We start from the raw sequence: 21,737 nt of genomic DNA on the forward strand, positions 1-21,737 counted from the left end.
CGTCCAGGCCATGCGATTCGCAGCATGGCCGATTTGAACAAGCCCGCGGCAATTTGTACGGCCGTTACCGTTTGATGGTTGATGTATTTAAAACCATGAACGGTACGGAACTGCGTCGCGAAACGCGCAGGAGCCGACCTATTGCTATTGTTCAAAATGACGCAAGACCTCCATCTGCAGGGCGAAGCCGCGCCTGCGCAAAACACTGTTGACGCTACCCAAGATATCGTCAATACCTCTCCCCTGTCGGCCCTGGCCGAAGACGCTTTGCAAGAAGACAGCACCGAGCTGGTGGCTGAGGCCGAAGCCGAAGTGCTGCCTGAAGAGCCCAATGGCTTTGTCGAACTGGGCCTGGCGCCCGAGCTGGTGCAGGCCGTCAAGGACCTGGGCTACACCCAACCGACCGCTGTGCAATTGCGCGCCATCCCGCTGGCGATGATCAACGACGGTGAAGCGTCGCAGCACTTTGCTGACCTGATGGTCTCCAGCCAGACCGGCTCGGGCAAGACCGCCGCCTTCCTGCTGCCGGTGCTGCACACCTTGATCCAGCAGCAAGGCCAGGCCGAAGCGGCCGAACGCGCCGAGCACGAGCGTCTGGTGGCCGAAGCCCTGGCCCGTGGCGAACAAGCCCCCAAGCGCGCCAAGCGCAAGAACCCGCTGAGCCCGCGCAATTTCAAGGCTGCCCAACCGGGTGCCCTGATTCTGTGCCCCACCCGTGAGCTGGCCCAGCAAGTGGCCCATGACGCGATCGAGCTGGTGCGCCATTGCCGTGGTCTGCGCGTGGCCAATATCGTCGGCGGCATGCCCTACCAGCTGCAAATCGCCAAGCTGCAAAATGCCGATCTGGTCGTGGCAACGCCTGGCCGTCTGCTCGACCTGCAGCGCTCGATGCAGATCAAGCTCGACAAGGTGCAGTTCCTGGTCGTCGACGAAGCCGACCGCATGCTCGACCTGGGCTTCTCGGACGACCTGGCCGAAGTCAACCAACTGACGGTGCAGCGCAAGCAAACCATGATGTTCAGCGCGACCTTCGCGCCGCGCATCCAGCAGTTGGCCATGCGCGTGATGCATGACAACGGCGCCAGTGTGCAGAAGATCACCATCGATTCGCCCCAGGAAAAGCATGCCAACATCAAGCAGGTGCTGTTCTGGGCCGACAACTCCCAGCACAAGCGCAAGCTGCTGGACCACTGGCTGCGTGATGCCTCGATCAACCAGGCCATCGTCTTTGCATCCACCCAGGTGGAATGTGACGGCCTGGCCAACGACCTGCAGCAAGAAGGCTTCTCTGCGGTGGCACTGCACGGCGCGCTGAGCCAGGGCCTGCGTAACCGCCGCCTGATGGCGCTGCGCAATGGCCAGGTACAGATCCTGGTAGCCACCGATGTGGCTGCGCGCGGTATCGACGTGCCCACCATCACCCACGTCTTCAACTACGGCCTGCCGATGAAGGCCGAAGACTACACCCACCGCATTGGCCGTACCGGCCGTGCTGGCCGCTCGGGTCTGGCGATCACTTTCGCCGAGTTCCGCGACCGCCGCCGTGTGTTCGATATCGAGGCCTACACCAAGCAGCAGTTCAAGCCGGAAGTGATTCCAGGCATGGAGCCGCAGCAACGCTTCCCCGCCCGCAGCGAAGGCGGCCCTCGCGGCGCAGGTCGCGGTGGTGACCGTGGCCGTCCAGGTGCTGGCCGTGGTGGCGAGCGCCGTGGCGGTGGCGGCTTTGGTGCCGACCGTGGTTTTGGTGGCCGCCGTGATGGCGAAGGCTATGGCCGCAAGCCAGGTTTTGGCGAAAGCGCTGGCTTCGGTGGTGGCCCACGTGGTGGCGACAGCCGTCCCCGTTTCGAGCAGCGCGATGACCGCGCACCGCGCTTTGAGCCGCGTGCTGACCGTGGTGGCGACCGCTTCCAGGACCGTGCCCCGGACCGTTTTCAGGAGCGCGGCGCCGATCGCGTCCAGGACCGTGGTGCAGACCGCTTCCAGGACCGCGCACCCCGCCCCGAAGGCCGCAGCTTTGACCGTGCGCCTGAGCGCCGTGCCGACCGCTTTGGTGGCGACAGCCGTGGTGCTGACAGCCGGGGCCCGCGCAGTGCAGCCCCACGCCACGCCGGTGGTGGTGACTTTGCCCAGCGCCGTCCAGGCGGTGACAGCCGCTTTGGTGGCGAGCGCGGTGGCCGTCCCTACAGCCCCGCTGGTGGTGACCGCAAGCGCACCGAGCGCAGCCGCTAAGCAGCGCATCGCACGATGAACAAGAGCTTCCCACGGGAAGCTCTTTTTTTATGCCTGGTTCAGGCCGCTGGGTGGATGACGGCGCCTGCGAAGCGCCGTTGGAGGCATTGCTCAGACCGCGTTATGGCGGCCGATATCGGGCCAGCGGTGGTGAAAATAGATCCAGCTGAGCAGGCCGGTCAGCATCAAACCCATCGATGCGATGGCGAGCGCCACCGTCGAATGCATGACCAGCGGGGCAAGCACGCCCGCGACGATGCCATTGGCCACCGAGGTGACAACCGCCTGCAGCGAAGAGGCCAGGCCCCGGCGCTCAGGGTGCAGGTCCAGCACCAGCAGGGTGACCACCGGGGTCATCAAGGCCCAGCCAAACGAATAGATGCCCAGTGGCAGCAAGGCCCAGGCCGGGTGCGGCGGCAGCACCAGGTTCAGCGCCAGGTAGATGCAGGAAGTCAGGAACATGATCAGAAAGCCATGCCGTACCTGGCGCTTGGGCGGAATCTTGCCCGCCAGCCGGCCGCTGACCCAGGCGCCCAGCATGATGCCGCCAATGGTGCAGATGAAGAACCAGAAGAACTGGGTGGGCCGCATGTGCATGTGGGTGCCCAGGAAGGTGGGGGCCGACAGGATATAGATGAACATGCCGTTGAAGGGCACGCCGCTGGCGGCGGCCAGCAGCAAAAAGCGCGGGCTGCTGCACAGCTGCCAGTAGCCGCGCATCAGGTTGCGCACATCAAAGGCCTGGCGCTTCTCGGGCGGCAGGCTCTCGGGCAGCAGGCGCCAGTTGTAGGCCCACAGCAGCGCGCCAATGGCGGTGAGCAGCCAGAAGATCGATTGCCAGCTGGCGTAGGCGATAAAGACGCCGCCAATCATCGGCGCGACCGCCGGCGCGATGCCAAAGTAGATGGTGATCTGGCTCATCACCCGCTGGGCCTGGGCGGGGGGGAACAGGTCGCGCACCACCGCGCGCGAGACCACAATGCCCGCGCCCGTGGTGCAGCCTTGCAGTGCGCGGAACACGATCAGTTGCTCGGGCGTCTGGGCCAGTGCGCAGCCGGCCGATGTCAGCGCAAAGGTGGCCAGCCCCCACAGCACGACGGGGCGGCGGCCAAAGCTGTCCGACAGCGCGCCGTGGAACAGGTTCATGAACGCAAAGCCAAACAGATAGGCCGACAGCGTCTGCTGCATCTGCAGCGGCGAAGCCTGGAGCGAGGCGGCAATCCCGTCAAAGGCGGGCAGGTAGGTGTCGATCGAGAAGGGCCCCAGCATGCCCAGCAGGGCCAGCATGACCGCCAGAATCCATTGCGGTGTGGGCTGGGCGGATGCGTCTGCGGGGCGTGGTGGGTTCATGGCCTGCGCGCCACCGGCCGTGGGCAGGGAGCGTCGTCAAAAAAAGGGGAAAGAGCGTGGGCTGCTGCAGCCTGGGGTCTGCCCGGTGCGCTAGCAGCAGGCGCCGAGCTTACCTCAAGCGCCAGCGCGCTGCAGTCGCTGCGGTATGGGCGGCAGCGCAGTGTGGAGCGGTCTAGCGGGGCTGTACTTCGTCGGGCAGCATCGCGGCGATGATGTCCAGGGTGTCGAGCATTTGCGAGGGGTTGCGCGGGTCGGCGCTGAGCACGGGCACGGCGCATTCGGCATGGGCCGAGAGGCGCACCGTGAACATCTCCTGCTGCGCGGCCGATGCAGGCCGGGCAATCAGCACCACGACAGCCTGGATATTGGGCGCCGCATGGCACTGCTGGATCAGATCGATGGTTTGCTCCATCGCCTGGGGCTCATGGATATCGACCATCACGATGGCACCAAAGGCCAGCGACAGCGCCCATTCGCGCACAAAGTCGTAGCGCTCCTGGCCGGGGCAGCCGTAGACCTGCAAGGTATCCTCATCGTCGAGCTTGATTTCGCCAAAATCCAGGCCCACCGTGGTGGTCTCTTTGGCGTGAGCCTGCTTGTCCAGGTTGGGGACATCGCACTCGATGGCCAGACTGCCGCAGAGGCTGCGGATCGCCGTGGTCTTGCCGATGCCCATGGGGCCCAGCAGCACGATGCGTTTGATGGGGTGGTGCATGCGGTCCTCCCGTCAGGTGGTCAATGCGGGTCGCTGGCCCGGTTCTGGTGGATCCAGCGGCTCAGTTGTCGGAAAAGGCCCAGCTTGGCCGCTGCCGGGCCGGGCTCGGCGGTGTGGGTTGCCGGGGGTGCAAGGGTGGCCAGGGCCACCGGTTCAGCAGCTGCCGGTGCTGCCGTCTCTACCAGCACGCCTTTGCCGCGCAAGACCTGCAGCACGCGCAGGATCTCGCCGCGCTCGAGCTGGGTGCGTTCGGCCAGTTCGTCCAGACCGCGGTCACCGGAGATCATCGCGGCCAGCAGCTGCCGGTGCGCCTGGCCTGCCATGCTGCCGGTCAGCTGGGTCCAGCGCTTGATGCGAAAACGCGTGCCCGGAGCGGGCAGGTTGCCCAGGGCGGCAGCGGGGGCTGTGGCAGTTGTGGCGGGCGCCTCCAGCACGGGCTCGGGTGCAGGCTCGGCCACCACCAGCGTGGGCTGGTTCAGGTCGGTGGCCTTGAGGAAGGCGGCATCGGCATTCTTGACCTGCACATCATGCGACAGGGTCATGCTGTGCTGGCGGCGGGTCTTGAGGGTCTCACGCAGCCGTTTGCCATGCGCTTGCACGCTGATATGTTCGAGCAGCTGGGTCAGGCGCCCCACGCTGTAGTCGGGCGGCAGTTGGGCATCGATCTGGTCAGGCCACTGCGCGCGCGCAGCCTGGGCCTGGTCATCGGTGGCGATCAGCAGCACGAAGGAGCTGTTGGAGCGGTTCTGGATGGCGTCGGGCGCGCTGTGGGCGTCGATCACCCACAACTCAGTGGCGGTCTTGGCGGTCTGAGAAGGCTGTTTGTCGCGCCAGTGCTTGGCTGCGACTTCAAACAAATAGCTAAAGCGCAGTTGATGGGCTTCACTCAAATGGGCGGCATGCAGGATCAACTCGGACATAACAACTCTCCCTGGCACATTCACCTTCAAGCGTTGCGGAAACAGCAGCTCGTGCAAGACATGCCTTGCATGGACGCCGTTCCATTTTCAAAGCTTGTAATAATATGTCAATATCTCGGATATATTAATAATGAACAATTGATGGAGCACAACTATAGTACGCTCTCTGAGCCAGATTATTCGCGGGCATGCTTGAAAAGTGTAACTAGCTTTCTTGGCAGCTATGTGGCGAAGCCCCGGGTACACCCTTGAGTTGTATACAAAGGCTTATTTAGTGCTCAAATAAACAACAGGCCTGATCAGGCCTGCTGCTGTAATCCATCAGTGCTGGTGCTGGTGGCCGCCTGATGCCGGTGGGTGCGCGCTGGCTGCCGGAGCCAGGGCTCGCACCGGGGCGCTGACGGCAATGCTCTCCTTGGCGCCGTCGGCGTGCAGCACTTCGAGCGTCAGGTCGACGTTTTCGCCAGCGGTCAGCGGTTTTTTCAGGCCCATCAGCATGATGTGGTAGCCGCCCGGCTTGAGGCTTACGGTCTGGCCGCTGGGCAGGCTGACGCTGGGCACAGCCCGCATCTTCATCACGTTGTCTTCCATGCGCATCTCGTGCACTTCGGCGCTGCTGGCCGCGTCGGTCTTCACGCCCACGAGCTGGGCATTGTCATGCGCCGAGCGCAGCTCCATGAACACGCCCGAGGCCTGTTGCTGCGCGACCGTGGCGCGTGCCCAGGGATTGCTGACCGTGACATGGGCAAAAGCGCTGGAGGCGGTTGCAAACGCAAAGGCGGCGAGCAAGGAGGGGAACAGGGGACGCATGGTAGGGGCTGAGGAGAAATAGCGATGGGATAGGACGGATTCCTGCATTCTACAAGCGCAGGGTGATCACGCACCGCACGCGCTGGTGCGTTGCTTGAGGGACGGGCGGGCGAGGAAATAAAAAACGGCCTAGGCGATAAGCCTAGGCCGTTGAACTTGGTGGGCCCTGAGTGATTCGAACACTCGACCAACGGATTAAGAGTCCGCTGCTCTACCAACTGAGCTAAGAGCCCGAAACTGTCGCACCTTGGAAATGCTTTGTTTCGTTGGCCTGCGCGGTCAATCGCAAGCCTAAAAATGTGGTGGGCCCTGAGTGATTCGAACACTCGACCAACGGATTAAGAGTCCGCTGCTCTACCAACTGAGCTAAGAGCCCACATTTTTTGCTGTCAGCAGTGCGCTGCAGCAAGCCTTGTATTATGCACTAATTTTTAAGCCTGCTCGGAAAAATACCGATATCAACTCCGGTTTTTTCAGGCAGGCCCGTTGCCGCAGAGGCAAAAATGGCCCGCAAGCTGCCGGGCCGTGCCCGTTCGAGCCAGTCCGGGCCTGGCTCGCGCGAGGAAGGCGCTTACATCAGCAGATGTTCGCCGGCGTTGTCGCCGCCCAAGATCACATAGTTCACCTTGCGGATGTCCATCAGGTGCTTGCCGCCTGCGTAGCTGATCGAGGACTGCACGTCCTGCTCCATCTCGATCAGCGTGTCCTGCAGCTTGCCCTTGATGGGCTCGAGGATGCGCTTGCCTTCGACGTGCTTGTACTCGCCCTTGTTGAAGTCGCTGGCCGAGCCGTAGTACTCCTTGAACAGCTCGCCGTCGAGCTCAACGGTCTTGCCGGGTGATTCTTCATGGCCAGCGAACAGCGAGCCGATCATCACCATGGTGGCGCCAAAGCGGATGCTCTTGGCGATGTCGCCATGGCTGCGGATGCCGCCGTCGGCAATGATGGGCTTCGTCGCCACGCGTGCGCACCATTTGAGCGCCGACAGCTGCCAGCCGCCCGTGCCAAAACCGGTCTTGAGCTTGGTGATGCAGACCTTGCCCGGGCCCACGCCCACCTTGGTGGCATCGGCGCCCCAGTTTTCCAGGTCGATCACGGCCTCGGGCGTGGCCACGTTGCCGGCAATCACAAAGGCCTCGGGCAGCTTTGCCTTCAGGTAGCCGATCATGTTCTTCACGCTGTCGGCATGGCCATGGGCGATGTCGATGGTGATGTATTCGGGGCAGATGTCGTCGGCGACAAAGCGGTCGACCACGTCGTAGTCCGCTTGCTTGACGCCCAGCGAGATCGAGGCGAACAGGCCTTGCGACTGCATGGCCTTGGTGAAGGCCACATTGTCGATGTCAAAGCGGTGCATCACATAGAAGTAGCCGTGTTGCGCCAAAAACTTGCAGATCTTCTCGTCCAGCACGGTCTTCATGTTGGCAGGCACCACCGGCAGGCGGAAGGTGCGGTTGCCCAGGACAACGCTGGCGTCACATTCGGAGCGGCTCTCCACGCGGCACTTGCGGGGCAGCAAAAGAATGTTGTCGTAGTCGAAGATTTCCATTTGATTCCAAGCTCCATAAAAGGTCGCAGCGAACTATTTCGCAGCGATGGGGCGCTTGGCTTGGAGACCGGTCGGAGCAGGGCGCTTCGCGTCGGAAGCCCCCTTTTTGCGCTGTTGCGGGCACAAAAAAACCGGGTCACAAGAAACTTGGGCCCGGTGACTGATTCTAGCAGCATGCACCGGCTTTGCAAAAGCCTTGCCGGCCGCTGCAGTATGCGCAGGCGGTGAGCAAGACCACCAAGCGCTTGCCGGGCGGGTGCCTCGCCGGCCTGCCGATCTCCCTACAATGCTGGCATGGATTCGAATGATTTGTTTGCGCTGCCGCCCGATGCCGGTGGTTCTGGCCATTTGCCACTGCTCAATGGCCTCAACGACGAGCAGCTCGCCGCTGCCACCTTGGAGGGCGGCCATGCGCTGATTCTGGCCGGCGCCGGCTCGGGCAAGACCCGGGTGCTGACCACGCGCATCGCCTGGCTGCTGCAGACGGGCCGTGCCACGCCCGGCGGCATTCTGGCGGTGACCTTTACGAACAAGGCCGCCAAGGAGATGCTCACCCGCCTGTCGGCGATGCTGCCCATCAATGTGCGCGGCATGTGGATCGGCACCTTCCACGGGCTGTGCAACCGCATGCTGCGCGCGCATTACAAATCGGCCAACCTGCCCCAGACCTTCCAGATCCTGGACACGCAAGACCAGCTCTCGGCCATCAAGCGCCTGTGCAAGCAGTTCCAGGTCGATGAGGAGGCGCTCCCACCCAAGCAGCTGCAGTACTTCATCAGCGGCTGCAAGGAAGAGGGGCTGCGCCCGTCGGATGTGCAGGCCCGCGACATGGCCGAGCGCAAGAAGGTCGAGCTCTACCAGCTCTACGAAGAGCAATGTCTGCGCGAAGGCGTGGTCGATTTTGGCGAGCTGATGCTGCGCTCCTACGAGCTGCTGCGCGACAACCTGCCGATCCGCCAGCACTACCAGCACCGTTTTCGCCATATGCTGGTCGACGAGTTCCAGGACACCAACCGCCTGCAGTACCTCTGGCTCAAGCAGCTGGCCGGCGACATGGTGGGCGGCAAGTTCCAGTCCCACAGCAGCGTGATTGCCGTGGGCGACGACGACCAGAGCATCTATGCCTTCCGCGGAGCGCGCGTGGGCAATATGCAGGATTTTGTGCGTGAGTTCGAGGTGCGCCAGCAGATCAAGCTCGAGCAGAACTACCGCAGCTACAGCAACATCCTCGACAGCGCCAATGCGCTGATCAGCCACAACAGCAACCGCCTGGGTAAGAACCTGCGCACCGACCAGGGCCCGGGCGAGCCGGTGCGGGTGTCCGAGAGCGCCACCGACATGGCCGAGGCGCAGTGGATGGTCGAGGAGATCAAGTCGCTGATCAAGAGCGATGGCTTTGCGCGTAGCGAGATTGCCGTGCTCTACCGCAGCAATGCCCAAAGCCGGATTCTGGAAACCAGCCTGTTCAATGCCGGTGTGCCCTACCGCGTGTATGGCGGCCTGCGCTTTTTCGAGCGTGCGGAAATCAAGCATGCGCTGGCCTATCTGCGCCTGCTCGAGAACCCGCATGACGACACCAGCTTCATGCGGGTGGTGAACTTTCCGCCACGCGGCATTGGTGCGCGCACCACCGAGCAACTGCAGGAAGGCGCGCAGGCCGCTGGTTGCTCCTTGTACGACGCGGTCACCGCCGTCGCCGGCAAGGCGGGCACCAAGCTGCAGTCCTTTGTCGCGATGATCGATGTGCTGCGCGAGGAAACCCAGGGCAAGACCTTGCGCGAGACCATCGAGCGCATGCTGGTGGTGAGCGGCCTGATCGAGCACTACCAGAGCGAAAAGGAAGGCGCCGACCGCATCGACAACCTGGGCGAGTTGGTGACCGCCGCCGAGAGCTTTGTCACGCAGGAAGGCTTTGGCAAGGATGCCATAGCGATACCGCTTGATGAGCAGCACGCCATGGGCGTGCCAGGCAGTGGCCAAAGCCCCGTGAGCCAAGGGCTGGACCCGGATGCCCCGCTGCTCGATACCCCGCTGCCCGATGCCGCCAATCCGGCGATGGTGAACCCCGACACCGGCGAGACCTTGTCGCCGCTCGTGGCATTCCTCACGCATGCCGCACTGGAGGCCGGTGACAACCAGGCCCAGGCGGGCCAGGATGCCGTGCAGATGATGACCGTGCATGCCAGCAAGGGCCTGGAGTTTGATGTGGTCTTTATCGGCGGGCTCGAAGAGGGCCTGTTCCCGCACGAGAATGCGATGACCGACACCGGCGGGCTCGAAGAAGAGCGCCGCCTGATGTATGTGGCCATCACCCGGGCGCGCAAGCGCCTGTACCTGAGCACCTCGCAGACGCGCATGCTCCACGGCACGACGCGCTACAACGTGAGGAGCCGCTTTCTCGATGAGCTGCCCGAAGGCGCGCTCAAATGGCTCACGCCCAAGCATTCGGGCTTTGGCAGTGGCATGGGCAGCCTGGCTTACGGCGGGGGAGGCGGCGGCCGCTCATCGGGCGGTGGTTACGGCGATGCCGCGCCCAGCATGTGGGGCAAAACCCCCGTGCCAGCGCAAAAGGCCGAGCCCGCGCATGGCATCAAAAAGGGCGCCCATGTGTTCCACAACAAGTTTGGCGAAGGCAAGGTGCTGGCGGTGGAAGGCACGGGTGACGATGCGCGCGCCCAGGTGAATTTTCCGCGCCATGGCACCAAGTGGCTGGCGCTGTCGGTGGCCAAGCTGACGGTGGTGTAAACCTCCATTGCAAGCCTGGCAGGTGGCTTTTGGATAGTGGGTACCAACCTCAGACTTGCCATTAATAGTTGCATAGGATACTATATCGCTTACTCATCGGCATGCGCAGCCTTGCCGCGTCCCGGTCCGGCATCCCTGCCAGGACCTGCGCGAGTCATCCTTGTACGCGCACAGGGATGGCGCCCATGCTGCTTTTTTAGCGGGTGAGTCTCCACTTTCCTATCCCAGCCAGACTGCCTGGCCGCTGCGCCGGCCGGTTTGCGCGTTGGTCAGGCGCTGGGTAGACGAGGATGTCCATGACCCCAGTCCGCAAGATCGATATGTCCACCCCCGCCATTGGCCGCCACCAGGCGCTGCGCCACCTGCTGTCGCTGCGCCAGCTGCGTGACAGCGTCCGCCTGCAACCGCTTCCCTCCCTGCACATTGCGCTGGTCGCGGCCATGCAGGCAGCACTTGCAGTGCTGCTGGCCCTGGTGGTGGCGCGCCTGTCGCCCTGGCCACAGCTGGTGGGGCCCTTGGGGCTAGGTGCGTTGGCCGCCTTGTTTGGTCGTTTTGCCGCACCCGGTCGGCGCATGCGCATCGTTGGTATTTGCGCGGTCATGCTGTGCGCGGCGGTGTTTGTGCCATCGCTTGCCTCCTGGGCCGGGATGCCCGCCCAGGGCATGGTCGCGGTGCTGGCGCTGGTGGCGGGAGCGGCCACCTTGGCCGTCAGCCACTGGCGCCTGGGTGGGCCGGGCGCGGTGATTGTGGTGTTCGCAGCTGGTGCGTCACTGGCGCCAGTGCACAGCGGGCAGCAGCTGCTGGAGCGGACCTTGGGCACCTTGGCCGGTGGCCTGCTGGCCGCGCTGGTCTGCTGGGCCACCGATGGCCTGCGCCATAACGCGGTGCAGCGCGTGCAGCTGCCTGCGCAGCCGCAGCAGCCCTGGCCCGCCGAGCTGGCCGCTGCCGGCCGCATTGTGCTCGGTGCCGGTCTGGCCGCCTGGGTGGCCCAGGCCGCTGGCTGGCAGCATCCGGCCTGGGCGGCGATTGGTGCCACCGCGGTGATGCAGGGCAGCCATCTGCACATCACGATGAATCGGGCGCTGCAGCGCATGGTGGGCACGATGCTGGGCGCGCTGGTCGCTGGTCTGATTCTGGCGTTGGATCCATCGTTTTGGTGGATTGCCGCTGCCATCGTCGCGCTGCAGTTCATCACCGAGGTGAGCATTGGCTACAACTACGCCTTGGGCCAGATCACCGTCACGCCGATGGCCTTGCTGATGACGCACCTGGCTTCTTCGCCCCAGGCCCCCTTGGCCATGCCGCTGGAGCGGGTGCTCGACACGGTACTGGGCGCGGCGCTGGGCATTGTGTTTGCGCTGGCGCTGTCCAGCCTGGAAGACCGCACGAACCTGCACCGCCTGCACCACGGCGAAGGCTCCCAGCGATGAAAAAAGCCCGGGCTGTGGGGCACAGGCCGGGCTGGGATATGCGGGTGGGATTCAGAGTGCGATGCTGTCGGTCTGCTCCGGCGCTTCAAAGCAGTCGCGAAAGCTAAACACCACCGAGGTCAGAAACATGGCGGCCAGCATCAGCGAGCCGGCAATGGCAATGGCGGCGGCGGCCCAGGCGCCCAGCAAAGTGCCCAGCAAGGCTGACAGCAGCGCCATCGCGATGCCAAAGCCGATGCCTACAGCCATCCAGGCCAGGCCAAACATCGTGAAGGCGCCGATATTGCGGCTGCAGGCGATCAGGCTGAAGAACACGGCCTTGATGGCAGGCACGCGGTGCCAGTAAATGAGGCCAGGCGCATGCCAGAACAGCAGCGACAGCGGGATGTACAGCAGCATCGTGGCGAACATGGCCTGCTGGAAAGCGGGCTGCTCGACGATCTCACGCGTGATCTCGCCGCCCATCAGGTTCAGGCGCGCGAACTGGCCGCCATCAAACAGCGCAGAAAACCCCAACACCAGCAGGAACGACAGCGCATAAAAGACGCCCAGCACGACAAAAGCGTTGCGCCGCTCCTTGTCGACACGCAGCGCAGCCAGCACCACCGGCAAGGTCGGGCGCGTGCCCTGCGTGCTCAACGCGGCGCCAATCATCATGCACAGCGTGGAAACCGGCAGCAGCGCCAGCGCGATAAAGGTGCCGGCAATCGGGATGGCGCCGATCAGGGACATCACCATCATCGACAGAAAGAACAGCGAGGTCAGGGCCAGGGCCTGTGTCTTGAAGGTTTTGAAGCCGTCTTGCACCCAGGCAACACCCTGGCGGGCAGTGGCGATACGAAGTTTCATGCACCAGCGCGCTGCAGCGTGGGCTGCAGCGATAAAAAATCAAAGGGGATGGCGCACTGTAACCCATGCGCCCAAGGGGCAGGCGCCTATATGGGCATGGTGCGCGCGGGCGCGCCCTGCGTGGCTTTGAGCAGGTCGCTTATTTCAGCTGGTAAGGCGTGGCCAGGCGCTCGCGCAGCACCCGCTCGAAATGGGTCGGGTCGTGCGGCTTGAGCAGCGAGGCTTCGCGCGGCAGGTAGAAGTCCCAGAGGCGCGAGATCCAAAAACGCAGCGCGCCTGCGCGCAGCATGGCGTTGAGCAGTTCGCGCTCGCAGGCCTGCAGCGGGCGCACGGCCTGGTAGGCGGCCAGCAGCGCATCAGCACGTGTCAGGTCGATGGCGCCGGTGGCCAGGTCGATGCACCAGTCGTTGATGACGACGGCGATGTCGAACAGCCAGGTGTCGACGCCGGCGAAATAGAAATCAAAGATGCCGGTCAAGGTCTCGCCCTCGAACATGGCGTTGTCGCGGAACAGGTCGGCATGCACCGGGCCGCGCGGCAGCGCGGTATAGGCCGAGCTTTGCGCCACATGGTTCTGGTAGGCCAGCTCGCTGCGCAGCAGCTCGGCGGTCGCGCTGTCCAGGTAGGGCAGCACGACGGGCACGGTCTCGTTCCACCAGGGCAGGCCACGCAGATTGGGCTGCTGGCGCGGGTAGTCGAGGGCGGCCTGGTGCATTTTGGCCAGCATCTCGCCCAGCGACTGGCAATGCGCCGCTTGCGGCGCCAGCTGGCTCTTGCCGGGCAGCTTGCCAACGATGGCCGCGGGCTTGCCCTCAACCTGCAGCAGGATGTCGCCGGTCTTGCCATCGGCCTGGGGATCGGGCACGGGTACGCCGGCCTTGGCCAGGTGCTTCATCAGGTACAGATAAAACGGCAGCTGGTCGGCGCGCAGGCGCTCAAACAGGGTCAAGACATACTCGCCCTGGCTGGTGGTCAGAAAGTAGTTGGTGTTTTCAATACCGCCTTCAATACCGCGCAACGAGACGAAATCGCCCAGCGGGACGCGCTTGAGCAAGGCCTTGGCAGCCTTGTCGGATACTTCGGTGAAAACAGCCATGGATGTATATCGTCACTACAAAAACAAGGCCAGCCTCTGTGGCTGGCCTGGCCCGCAAAGCGGCGGGTGCAAAGGGGCGATTATCGCAAGCCTGCGCGGCGCTGGGCTATTCGCTCTGGTATCGCGCTCAGAAATTGCCGATGTTCCAGACGCGCTTCTTGCTTGGGGTGTCGCCAAAACCGTCAGGGCGGGCGCGGGCACCGTCGGTGGGCTTGACCTCGTAGGCGGGCATATTGCCCACCTTGGGCTGCACATGGATGCTCTGGGTCTGGCCACCAATGCGCACCTCGTCGATGCGGCTGCCCGCGTCTTCCACCCGGATGTACTCGGCCTTCTGGTTGTACTTGTCGTTGGCGGGCGCCGCGTCGGCAGGGGCCGCAGGCTGTGCAGCGGGTTGCGCCGCAGGCGCCGGGGCAGGAGCTGCGGGTTGCTGGGCCAGCGCAGGGGCTGCCAGCACCAGTGCCAGGGCCTGGGCGATGAAAGAAGTGGTAATTGCGCGCATGGCTCAATTGTAAGTTGTCACCCGGTGTTTGCGTACCGGGCACAATGTCAATATGCGTAATCCTCCTACTTTAGTGCTGGTGGACGGTTCCAGCTATCTGTACCGTGCCTACCATGCCATGCCCGATCTTCGGGCGGTTCCCGGCGATCCTGCCAGCCCGGCCACCGGCGCCATCCGCGGCATGGTCAACATGATGCAGGCGTTGCGTAAAGACATACAGGCCGACTACGCGGTCTGTGTTTTCGATGCCAGTGGCCCGACCTTCCGCGACACGCTCTACACCGAGTACAAGGCTACGCGCTCGCCGATGCCCGATGATCTGCGCTCGCAGATCGCCCCGATCCACGAGGTGGTGCAGCTGCTGGGCTGGAAGATTCTGGCCGTGCCCGGTGTCGAGGCCGATGACGTGATCGCCACCTTGGCGCAGATGGCGTCGCAGCAAGGCATCCAGGTGATCGTCTCCAGCGGTGACAAGGATTTGAGCCAGCTGGTCAATGAGCATGTGACCATCATCGACACGATGAACGGCAAGCGCCGCGATGTCGCCGGCGTCACCGCCGAGTTTGGCGTGCCGCCCTCGCAGATGGTCGACTACCAGGCCCTGGTAGGCGATACGGTCGACAACGTGCCCGGCGTCAGCAAGGTGGGCCCCAAGACCGCTGCCAAATGGCTGGAGGAGCACGGCTCGCTCGACCAGTTGATCGCCAAGGCCGACACGATCAAGGGCGTTGCCGGTCAGAACCTGCGCGATGCCATCGCCAGCGGCCAGTTGGCGCTCAGCCGCCAACTGGTGACGATGAAGACCGATTGCGCGCTGGACGACTATATCCAGGGCCTGCCTGCGTTCGATGGCATCACCTTGGGCGAGCCCGATGCCGTGGCCTTGGTGCCGTTCTACGAGCAATATGGCTTCAAGGGCCTGGCGCGTGCGCTGGGCTCTGCCGCTGCCCCGGCGTCGGCCAAGGCGGCGGGCGACAGCGCTTCCGGCCAGGCGGGCCTGTTTGACAGCGCCGATGCCGCCGTGACCGAGGTGGCCATCGAGGCCCAGCAGCGCGATGTGGTCTACCACACCATCCTGACCGAGGCCGATCTGGATGCCTGGCTGCGCAAGCTGCAGGCAGCCGAGCTGACCGCGCTGGATACCGAAACCGATTCGCTCGACGAAATGCAGGCCCGCATTGTCGGCATCTCGTTCAGCGTGCAGGTGGGTGAGGCCGCCTACGTGCCGCTGCGCCATGAAGGCCTGGATGTGCCCGAGCAGTTGCCCATCGACCTGGTGCTGGCCAAGCTCAAGCCCTGGCTGGAAGACGCCAGCAAAAAGAAGCTGGGCCAGCATGTCAAATACGACCAGCATGTGCTGGCCAACCATGGCATCCGCGTGCAGGGCTATGCGCATGACACCATGCTGCAGTCCTATGTGCTCGAAGCCGACCGCCCCCACAACCTGGGCAGCCTGGCGCTGCGCCACACGGGCCGCACCGGCATCAGCTACGAAGACCTCTGCGGCAAGGGCAAGGGCCAGATCCCATTTGCCCAGGTGCCGGTGGACAAGGCCGCAGCCTACAGCTGCGAAGACTCGGACCAGACCCTGGATGTACACCGCGTGCTGTGGCCGCGCATCGAGGCCAATGCCGGCCTCGCGCACATCTACGCGCTGGAGATGCAGACCAGCGAGGCGCTGTTCCGCATCGAGCGCAATGGCGTGCGCATCGATGCGCCCGAGCTGGCGCGTCAGAGCAATGACCTGGGCCGGCGCATTCTGGCGCTGGAGGCCGAGGCCTATGAGATCGCCGGCCAGCAGTTCAACCTGAGCAGCCCCAAGCAGCTGGGCGAGATCTTTTTTGACAAGCTCGGCCTGCCGGTGGTGAAGAAAACCGCCACCGGCGCGCGCAGCACCGACGAGGAAGTGCTGGAAAAGCTGGCCGAGGACTACCCGCTGCCGGCCAAGATTCTGGAGCACCGCTCGCTGTCCAAGCTCAAGGGCACCTATACCGACAAACTCGCGCAGATGGCTTTGCCCAGCGATGGCCGCGTGCACACCCACTATGCGCAGGCGGTGGCCGTGACGGGCCGCTTGTCCAGCAACGACCCCAACCTGCAGAACATTCCTGTGCGCACCGCCGAAGGCCGCCGCATCCGCGAAGCCTTTGTTGCGCCCGAGGGCAAGCTGATTGCCAGTGCCGACTACTCGCAGATCGAGCTGCGCATCATGGCGCATCTGTCGGGTGACGAGGCGCTGCTCAACGCCTTCCGCGATGGCCTGGATGTGCACCGCGCCACCGCCGCCGAGGTGTTTGGCGTGGCGCTGGACCAGGTCAGCAGCGAGCAGCGCCGCTATGCCAAGGTCATCAACTTTGGCCTGATCTATGGCATGAGCAGCTTTGGCCTGGCCAAGAACCTGGGCATCGAGACCAAGGCCGCTGCCGCCTATATCGACAAGTACTTCCAGCGCTACCCCGGCGTCAAGCGCTATATGGACCAGACCGTGGAGCTGGCCCATGCGCAGGGCTATGTCGAGACCGTGTTCGGCCGGCGCCTGGTGCTGCCCGAGATCAATGGCGGCAATGGCCCGCGCAAGAAAGCGGCCGAGCGCGCTGCGATCAATGCCCCCATGCAGGGCACGGCGGCCGATTTGATCAAGAAGGCCATGGTCGCTGTGCAGGCCAAGCTCGATGCAGACAAGCCCGAGGTGCTGGTCATCATGCAGGTGCACGATGAACTGGTGTTCGAGCTGCCCGCTGCCGAGCAGGAATGGCTGCGCACGGAGATCCCGGCCATCATGGCCAGCGTGGCCGACCTGAAGGTGCCGTTGATCGCCGAGATCGGCTTTGGCCCGAACTGGGAAAAGGCGCACTGACGCCGGTGTCCACAATCCTGGGTGGTGCTCGCAGTCGCAGAGGTTCCACTGGGGCCGCCCCAAGTCCTGTCACCTGCACAGGATTTGGGGCGGTTAATGCAACTGCGTTGCAACAAAGTGCTACCATGCGCGGCATGTTGGAGGGGGCACGGGTGCCCGGGGGCTGCGCGGATGAGCGATGGGCCGGCCCGGGTTGTCGGCGTTTTTGCCAAGCCCGGCCCCGCTGAAGGATGGTTTCATGACTTTGATCGCAATCGTGCTGGCGACCCTTGCTGCCGGTTTGGGCAGTGTGTGGGTGGCCGCAGCGCTGATGCGCACGGGCATTGGCAGCCAGGGCAGCCGCTTTGGTGCCCAGCACCTGCTGAGCCTGGCCGCAGGCGCCTTGCTCGCTACCGCCTTTGTGCATTTGCTGCCCGAGGCTTTCGAGAGCCAGATCAACCCCAAGGCGCTGTTTGTGGTGCTGCTGCTGGGGCTGGTGTTTTTCTTTTTGCTGGACAAGGCGGAGCTCTGGCACCACGGCCATGAGCACCGCCATGCGCTGCCCGAAGAGCGCGGCCATGCCCATGGCGAGCATGCGGACGGCGAGCACGCCGATGGCCCGCATGGCGACCACCACCACCACCACCACCACGGCCACACGCACAACAACAGCGCGGGCGGCTGGTCGCTGCTGACCGGCGACAGCGTGCACTGCTTTGGCGACGGCATCCTGATTGCGTCGGCCTTCATGGCCGATATGTGGCTGGGCATTGTGGCGGCCATCTCGGTGCTGGCCCATGAGGTGCCCCACCACATGGGCGATCTGGTCGTGCTGTCGGGCAACGGCAGCCGCAGCCAGAGCAAGGTGGCGCTGCTCAAGCTATCGCTCGCGGGCGCGGTGACGGCGCTGGGCGGCGTCGTCGGCTATTTCCTGGTCAGCTCACTGGCGGACTTTCTACCGTACTTTCTGGCCATTGCGTCGAGCAGCTTTATCTATGTGGCCCTCGCCGATCTGATCCCGCAGCTGCAGCGCCAGCTGACGGCCAAGCAGACGGTGCAGCAGGTGGTCTGGCTGGCCATCGGCATGGTGGTGGTGAGCGCGGTCAGCACCTGGGCGCATGGCGACCATGACCACCATGGGCATGGCCCGGCCGCGCAGCATGAGGCCCATGGCGCGAATGACGCGCATAGCGACCACGACGGGCACAAACACTGAGGCAGAAGAGGGCGGGTATCAGGCGCCTGCGCGCAGGCCGCTGCCCTTGTTGGCCAGCAAGGCCCGCACCACCGGCAGCTGGCGCCGCGAGACCAGCAGCACATCCTCGATGCCAAACAGGCGCAGCTGCCAGCCGTCGCTGTCGTCCCCACCCCAGGCTTTTTCCAGGCAGCGTATTGCAGAAGGCGCGACCAGCGCATTGCGGTGCACGCGCAAATAGCGCTTGGCAAAGCGCGTCTCCAGATCATTGAGGCTGCCCGACCACAGGTAGGCATGGGTGGCGGTGCGCACGGTCACATATTTCAGCTCGGATTTGAAATACAGCACATCGGCCAGGCGCACCCGTTCGGTGCGGCCCCGGTCGGTGATCAGCAAGGTGTCGGTCTCGGCATCCGGCTCGGTCTGGGCCGGCGCCTGGCGCAGCGCATGGGCCTGGGCGACCAGGGCCACCTTGTGCAGCGCAGCGGCCAGGCGCTCGCGCCGCACCGGCTTGGTCAGGTAGTCGGCGGCATTGACCTCGAAGGCGCTCAGCGCATGCTCCGGGTGGGCGGTGACAAAGACCACGGCGGGGGCTGTGGGCTGCTGCTGCAGCTGGCGCGCCAGGTCCATGCCGCTGTGGCCCGGCATATGGATGTCCAGCAGCAGCACATCAAAGGGCAGGCTCTGCGCCGAGGCGCTGGCCAGCGCCTGCAGTGCCTCTGCGGCGTTGGCGGCCTCGTGCACGGCGCTGGGCGCTGGTGTTATCTCGACCAGCAGGCGCCGCAGCCGGCTTCGGGCCAGCGCTTCATCATCCACAATCAATACTCGCATGGCCGCTATGCTAGCGGAGCCCGGTGCCGCCTGCCAACACCGGCCGTCGTGTATTTGCCCCCGCTCAGGCGGGGATGCTGATGCGCACCATGTAGATGCCGTCCTTGCTCGTCGCCTTGAAGTCGTATTCGAGGTCGTAGAGCAGGCGCAGGCGCTTTTTCACATTCAGGATGGCCGTGCCGGTGCCGGCGCGCCGCTCGGGCTGGGGGGCGCTAAATGGGCGTGGCGTGGTGTTGATGATCTGGATCTGCACCATATTGCCCCGCCGGCGCGTGGCAATGCTGATGCGGCCATGGCCATGGCTGGGCTCGATGCCGTGCTTGACGGCGTTCTCCACCAGCGGCTGCAAAAACAGCGGCGGCACGGTGGCGTCATCGGCGCGCGAGTCCAGGTTCCAGCGCACGGCCATGCGGTCGTCAAAGCGGATTTGCTCGATCGACAGGTAGCGGCGCGCCAGCATCACCTCCTCGGCCAGGGTCGAGGCCTCGCGCTTTTCGGTCAGTGCATGGCGGAACAGGTCGCTCAGGTCTTCGAGCATGGCCTCGGCTTTTTGCGGGTGGTCCTGCACCAGCGCAATGGCGCTGTTGAGCGCATTGAAGAGGAAGTGCGGGCGGATGCGCGCCTGCAGCTCGGCCAGGCGCGCGGTGGTGGCCGCCGGCGTGCGGGCCTGGGCGCGCCACTGCAGGCCCACCACCACCATCGCTGCCAAGAAGCCCCCGGCCGCTGCGCTGGCCAGCCAGGCCGTTTGCGCCGACAAGGTGGTCCACTGGTAGAGCATGGCTGCCAAGAGCCCGCAGACCACGCCCAGCGCGGCGCCCGCCAGGTACTGCACGCGCGTGCTGCAGCGCTGCAGCAGCTTTTTTTGCTGGCAGGCCAGCACCAGCCACAGCAGGCTGGCGGGCAGAACCACGGCGGTAAGCAGGGCGAGTTGAAAGAACCAGTCAGCCAGGCCGCTGGCACCAAAGGCGGCGGCAATGGCCACCACGGTCTCGACCAGGGCCACGGTGCGGCCGATCACGCTGGCGGTGCAGGCATCAAACACATAGGCGGTGCCGACGATGGCTTCGCGCGGTGCTGGATTAGTTGATGTTGCTGGCATGGTCCTGCAGGGTCGATAAAATCCTGGTTTTTCGCCCAGGGCTTTGGCGGGCCTCAGGCACAGCACCGCGGGCTGTGTTTCCGCAGCGCAACTGGCAGCTTAACCCGAATATTGCGACCTTCATGTCTACACCACAAGCTTCGTCTCCTTCGCACAACCAGCTCGATTCCAAGTCCGAAGCCTGGTCGGCGCTGTTCTCCGAACCCATGAGCGATCTGGTCAAGCGCTACACCTCCAGTGTGTTTTTCGACAAGCGCCTGTGGCAGGCAGACATCCAGGGCAGCCTGGCCCACGCGCAGATGCTCTGCGCCCAGAAGATCATCGGCGAGCAGGACCTGGCCTCCATCGAGCAGGGCATGGCGCAGATCACCTCGGAGATCGAAGCGGGCAGCTTTGAGTGGAAGCTGGACCTCGAAGACGTGCACCTGAACATCGAGGCGCGCCTGACCCAGCTGGTGGGCGACGCGGGCAAGCGCCTGCACACGGGCCGCAGCCGCAATGACCAAGTCGCCACCGACGTGCGCCTGTGGCTGCGCGGTGAGATCGACCTGATCGAAGGCCTGCTGGGCGAGCTGCAGCTGTCACTGGTCGAAGTGGCCGAGAAGAATGTCGACGTGATCCTGCCGGGCTTTACCCACCTGCAGGTGGCCCAGCCGGTGAGCTTTGCCCACCATCTGCTGGCCTATGTGGAAATGTTCAAGCGCGATGCCGAGCGCATGCTGGATGTGCGCAAGCGCGTCAATGTGCTGCCGCTGGGCAGCGCCGCGCTGGCCGGCACCACCTACCCTCTGGACCGCGAGCGCGTGGCCCAGACGCTGGGCATGGAAGGCGTGTCCCAGAACTCGCTGGACGGCGTCAGCGACCGCGATTTCGCGATTGAGTTCACCGCAGCTGCCTCGCTGTGCATGGTGCACATCAGCCGCCTGTCGGAAGAGCTGATCATCTGGATGAGCCAGAACTTTGGCTTTGTGCGCATTGCCGACCGCTTCACCACCGGCTCGTCGATCATGCCGCAAAAGAAGAACCCTGATGTGCCCGAGCTGGCACGCGGCAAGACCGGCCGCGTGGTCGGCCACCTGATGGGCCTGATCACCTTGATGAAGGGCCAGCCGCTGGCCTACAACAAGGACAACCAGGAAGACAAGGAGCCGCTGTTCGACACCGTGGACACCCTGAAGGACACCTTGCGCATCTTCGCCGAGATGATCGGCGGCCAGGTCAACCCAGCGACTGGCGCCAAGGAAGGCGGCATCACCGTGAACGCCGACAATATGCGCGCCGCTGCGCTCAAGGGCTATGCCACCGCCACTGATCTGGCCGATTACCTGGTCAAGAAGGGCCTGCCTTTCCGCGATGCCCACGAGACCGTGGCCCATGCCGTCAAGCTGGCCTCGCAAAAGGGCGTGGACCTGACCGAGCTGCCACTGGCCGAGCTGCAGGCCTTCAACCCCAACATCGAAGCCAATGTGTTCGAGGCGCTGAGCCTCGAAGGCTCGCTGAACGCCCGCAACACGCTGGGGGGCACCGCGCCCGTGCAGGTGCGTGCCCAGCTGGCCAAGCACCGCACGCGCCTGGCATAAG

General features: G+C 64.4%; 16 protein-coding genes and 2 tRNA genes. 6 read left to right on the forward strand and 12 right to left on the reverse strand.

Features of this window, described 5'->3' with window-relative positions; genetic code table 11:
• Positions 1–156: 156 nt before the first annotated feature.
• The gene (locus ACPEE1_RS06415) at positions 157–2,229 is read left to right on the forward strand and encodes a DEAD/DEAH box helicase (protein WP_423935595.1); all 2,073 of its coding nucleotides are present in this window, start codon (positions 157–159) and stop codon (positions 2,227–2,229) included.
• A gap of 111 nt (positions 2,230–2,340) precedes the next feature.
• On the opposite strand, the gene ACPEE1_RS06420 is transcribed toward ACPEE1_RS06415, so the two are convergent.
• The 7 genes from ACPEE1_RS06420 to ACPEE1_RS06450 all read right to left on the reverse strand — a co-directional run bounded on the left by ACPEE1_RS06420 (position 2,341) and on the right by ACPEE1_RS06450 (position 7,573).
• Positions 2,341–3,579 carry a multidrug effflux MFS transporter gene (locus ACPEE1_RS06420; protein ID WP_116927517.1) on the reverse strand — a complete coding sequence of 413 codons (1,239 nt, stop codon included), beginning with the start codon at positions 3,577–3,579 and terminating at the stop codon, positions 2,341–2,343.
• 172 nt (positions 3,580–3,751) lie between these two features.
• The gene (locus tag ACPEE1_RS06425; RefSeq protein ID WP_232539423.1) at positions 3,752–4,294 is read right to left on the reverse strand and encodes a GTP-binding protein; all 543 of its coding nucleotides are present in this window, start codon (positions 4,292–4,294) and stop codon (positions 3,752–3,754) included.
• Positions 4,295–4,314: 20 nt separating this feature from the next.
• A complete protein-coding gene (locus ACPEE1_RS06430; RefSeq protein WP_116927518.1) occupies positions 4,315–5,214 on the reverse strand; it encodes a hypothetical protein in 900 nt (299 codons plus the stop codon).
• A gap of 321 nt (positions 5,215–5,535) precedes the next feature.
• Positions 5,536–6,024 (reverse strand): copper chaperone PCu(A)C, encoded by a 489-nt coding sequence (locus ACPEE1_RS06435; RefSeq protein WP_116927519.1) that lies wholly within the window; start codon positions 6,022–6,024, stop codon positions 5,536–5,538.
• Positions 6,025–6,181: 157 nt separating this feature from the next.
• Positions 6,182–6,257 (reverse strand) — tRNA-Lys (locus ACPEE1_RS06440).
• 67 nt (positions 6,258–6,324) lie between these two features.
• Positions 6,325–6,400 (reverse strand) — tRNA-Lys (locus tag ACPEE1_RS06445).
• Between the two features lie 195 nt (positions 6,401–6,595).
• Entirely contained in the window at positions 6,596–7,573 is a 978-nt protein-coding gene (locus ACPEE1_RS06450; RefSeq protein ID WP_021027940.1) for a GMP reductase, read from the reverse strand.
• 294 nt (positions 7,574–7,867) lie between these two features.
• Here ACPEE1_RS06450 and ACPEE1_RS06455 point away from each other — a divergent pair, with 294 nt between their 5' ends.
• Together ACPEE1_RS06455 and ACPEE1_RS06460 are read left to right on the forward strand one after the other, a co-directional pair.
• Positions 7,868–10,318, forward strand: coding sequence for a UvrD-helicase domain-containing protein (locus ACPEE1_RS06455; RefSeq protein WP_423935599.1), 2,451 nt, complete (start codon positions 7,868–7,870; stop codon positions 10,316–10,318).
• Between the two features lie 296 nt (positions 10,319–10,614).
• Complete coding sequence (locus ACPEE1_RS06460; protein ID WP_423935600.1) at positions 10,615–11,748, forward strand: FUSC family protein; 1,134 nt, start codon at positions 10,615–10,617, stop codon at positions 11,746–11,748.
• Positions 11,749–11,799: 51 nt separating this feature from the next.
• Here the strand turns inward: ACPEE1_RS06460 and ACPEE1_RS06465 are convergent, their stop codons facing one another.
• From ACPEE1_RS06465 to ACPEE1_RS06475, 3 genes are all read right to left on the reverse strand, one after another.
• Positions 11,800–12,597, reverse strand: a complete 798-nt coding sequence (locus ACPEE1_RS06465) for a BPSS1780 family membrane protein (RefSeq protein ID WP_116927521.1) — start codon at positions 12,595–12,597, stop codon at positions 11,800–11,802.
• Between the two features lie 139 nt (positions 12,598–12,736).
• Positions 12,737–13,693, reverse strand: coding sequence for a homoserine kinase (locus ACPEE1_RS06470; protein WP_423935602.1), 957 nt, complete (start codon positions 13,691–13,693; stop codon positions 12,737–12,739).
• 127 nt (positions 13,694–13,820) lie between these two features.
• On the reverse strand, positions 13,821–14,195 hold the full coding sequence (locus ACPEE1_RS06475) for a hypothetical protein (RefSeq protein WP_423935604.1): 375 nt from the start codon (positions 14,193–14,195) through the stop codon (positions 13,821–13,823).
• A gap of 52 nt (positions 14,196–14,247) precedes the next feature.
• On the opposite strand from ACPEE1_RS06475, the gene polA reads away from it, so the two are divergent.
• Together polA and ACPEE1_RS06485 are read left to right on the forward strand one after the other, a co-directional pair.
• Positions 14,248–17,052 carry a DNA polymerase I gene (gene polA, locus ACPEE1_RS06480; RefSeq protein WP_182343228.1) on the forward strand — a complete coding sequence of 935 codons (2,805 nt, stop codon included), beginning with the start codon at positions 14,248–14,250 and terminating at the stop codon, positions 17,050–17,052.
• A gap of 238 nt (positions 17,053–17,290) precedes the next feature.
• Positions 17,291–18,247 (forward strand): ZIP family metal transporter, encoded by a 957-nt coding sequence (locus tag ACPEE1_RS06485; RefSeq protein ID WP_423935606.1) that lies wholly within the window; start codon positions 17,291–17,293, stop codon positions 18,245–18,247.
• Between the two features lie 18 nt (positions 18,248–18,265).
• On the opposite strand, the gene ACPEE1_RS06490 is transcribed toward ACPEE1_RS06485, so the two are convergent.
• Both ACPEE1_RS06490 and ACPEE1_RS06495 read right to left on the reverse strand, forming a co-directional pair.
• Positions 18,266–19,057, reverse strand: a complete 792-nt coding sequence (locus ACPEE1_RS06490; protein ID WP_116927526.1) for a LytR/AlgR family response regulator transcription factor — start codon at positions 19,055–19,057, stop codon at positions 18,266–18,268.
• Positions 19,058–19,121: 64 nt separating this feature from the next.
• The gene (locus ACPEE1_RS06495; RefSeq protein WP_116927527.1) at positions 19,122–20,156 is read right to left on the reverse strand and encodes a sensor histidine kinase; all 1,035 of its coding nucleotides are present in this window, start codon (positions 20,154–20,156) and stop codon (positions 19,122–19,124) included.
• A gap of 122 nt (positions 20,157–20,278) precedes the next feature.
• Between ACPEE1_RS06495 and argH the strand changes: the two genes are divergently transcribed.
• Complete coding sequence (gene argH / locus ACPEE1_RS06500) at positions 20,279–21,736, forward strand: argininosuccinate lyase (RefSeq protein ID WP_116927565.1); 1,458 nt, start codon at positions 20,279–20,281, stop codon at positions 21,734–21,736.
• The last annotated feature ends 1 nt before the right edge of the window (position 21,737 follow it).

It is taken from the genome of Comamonas sp. 23 (assembly GCF_049601575.1).
In the GTDB taxonomy this organism is placed as follows: domain Bacteria; phylum Pseudomonadota; class Gammaproteobacteria; order Burkholderiales; family Burkholderiaceae_C; genus Comamonas; species Comamonas squillarum.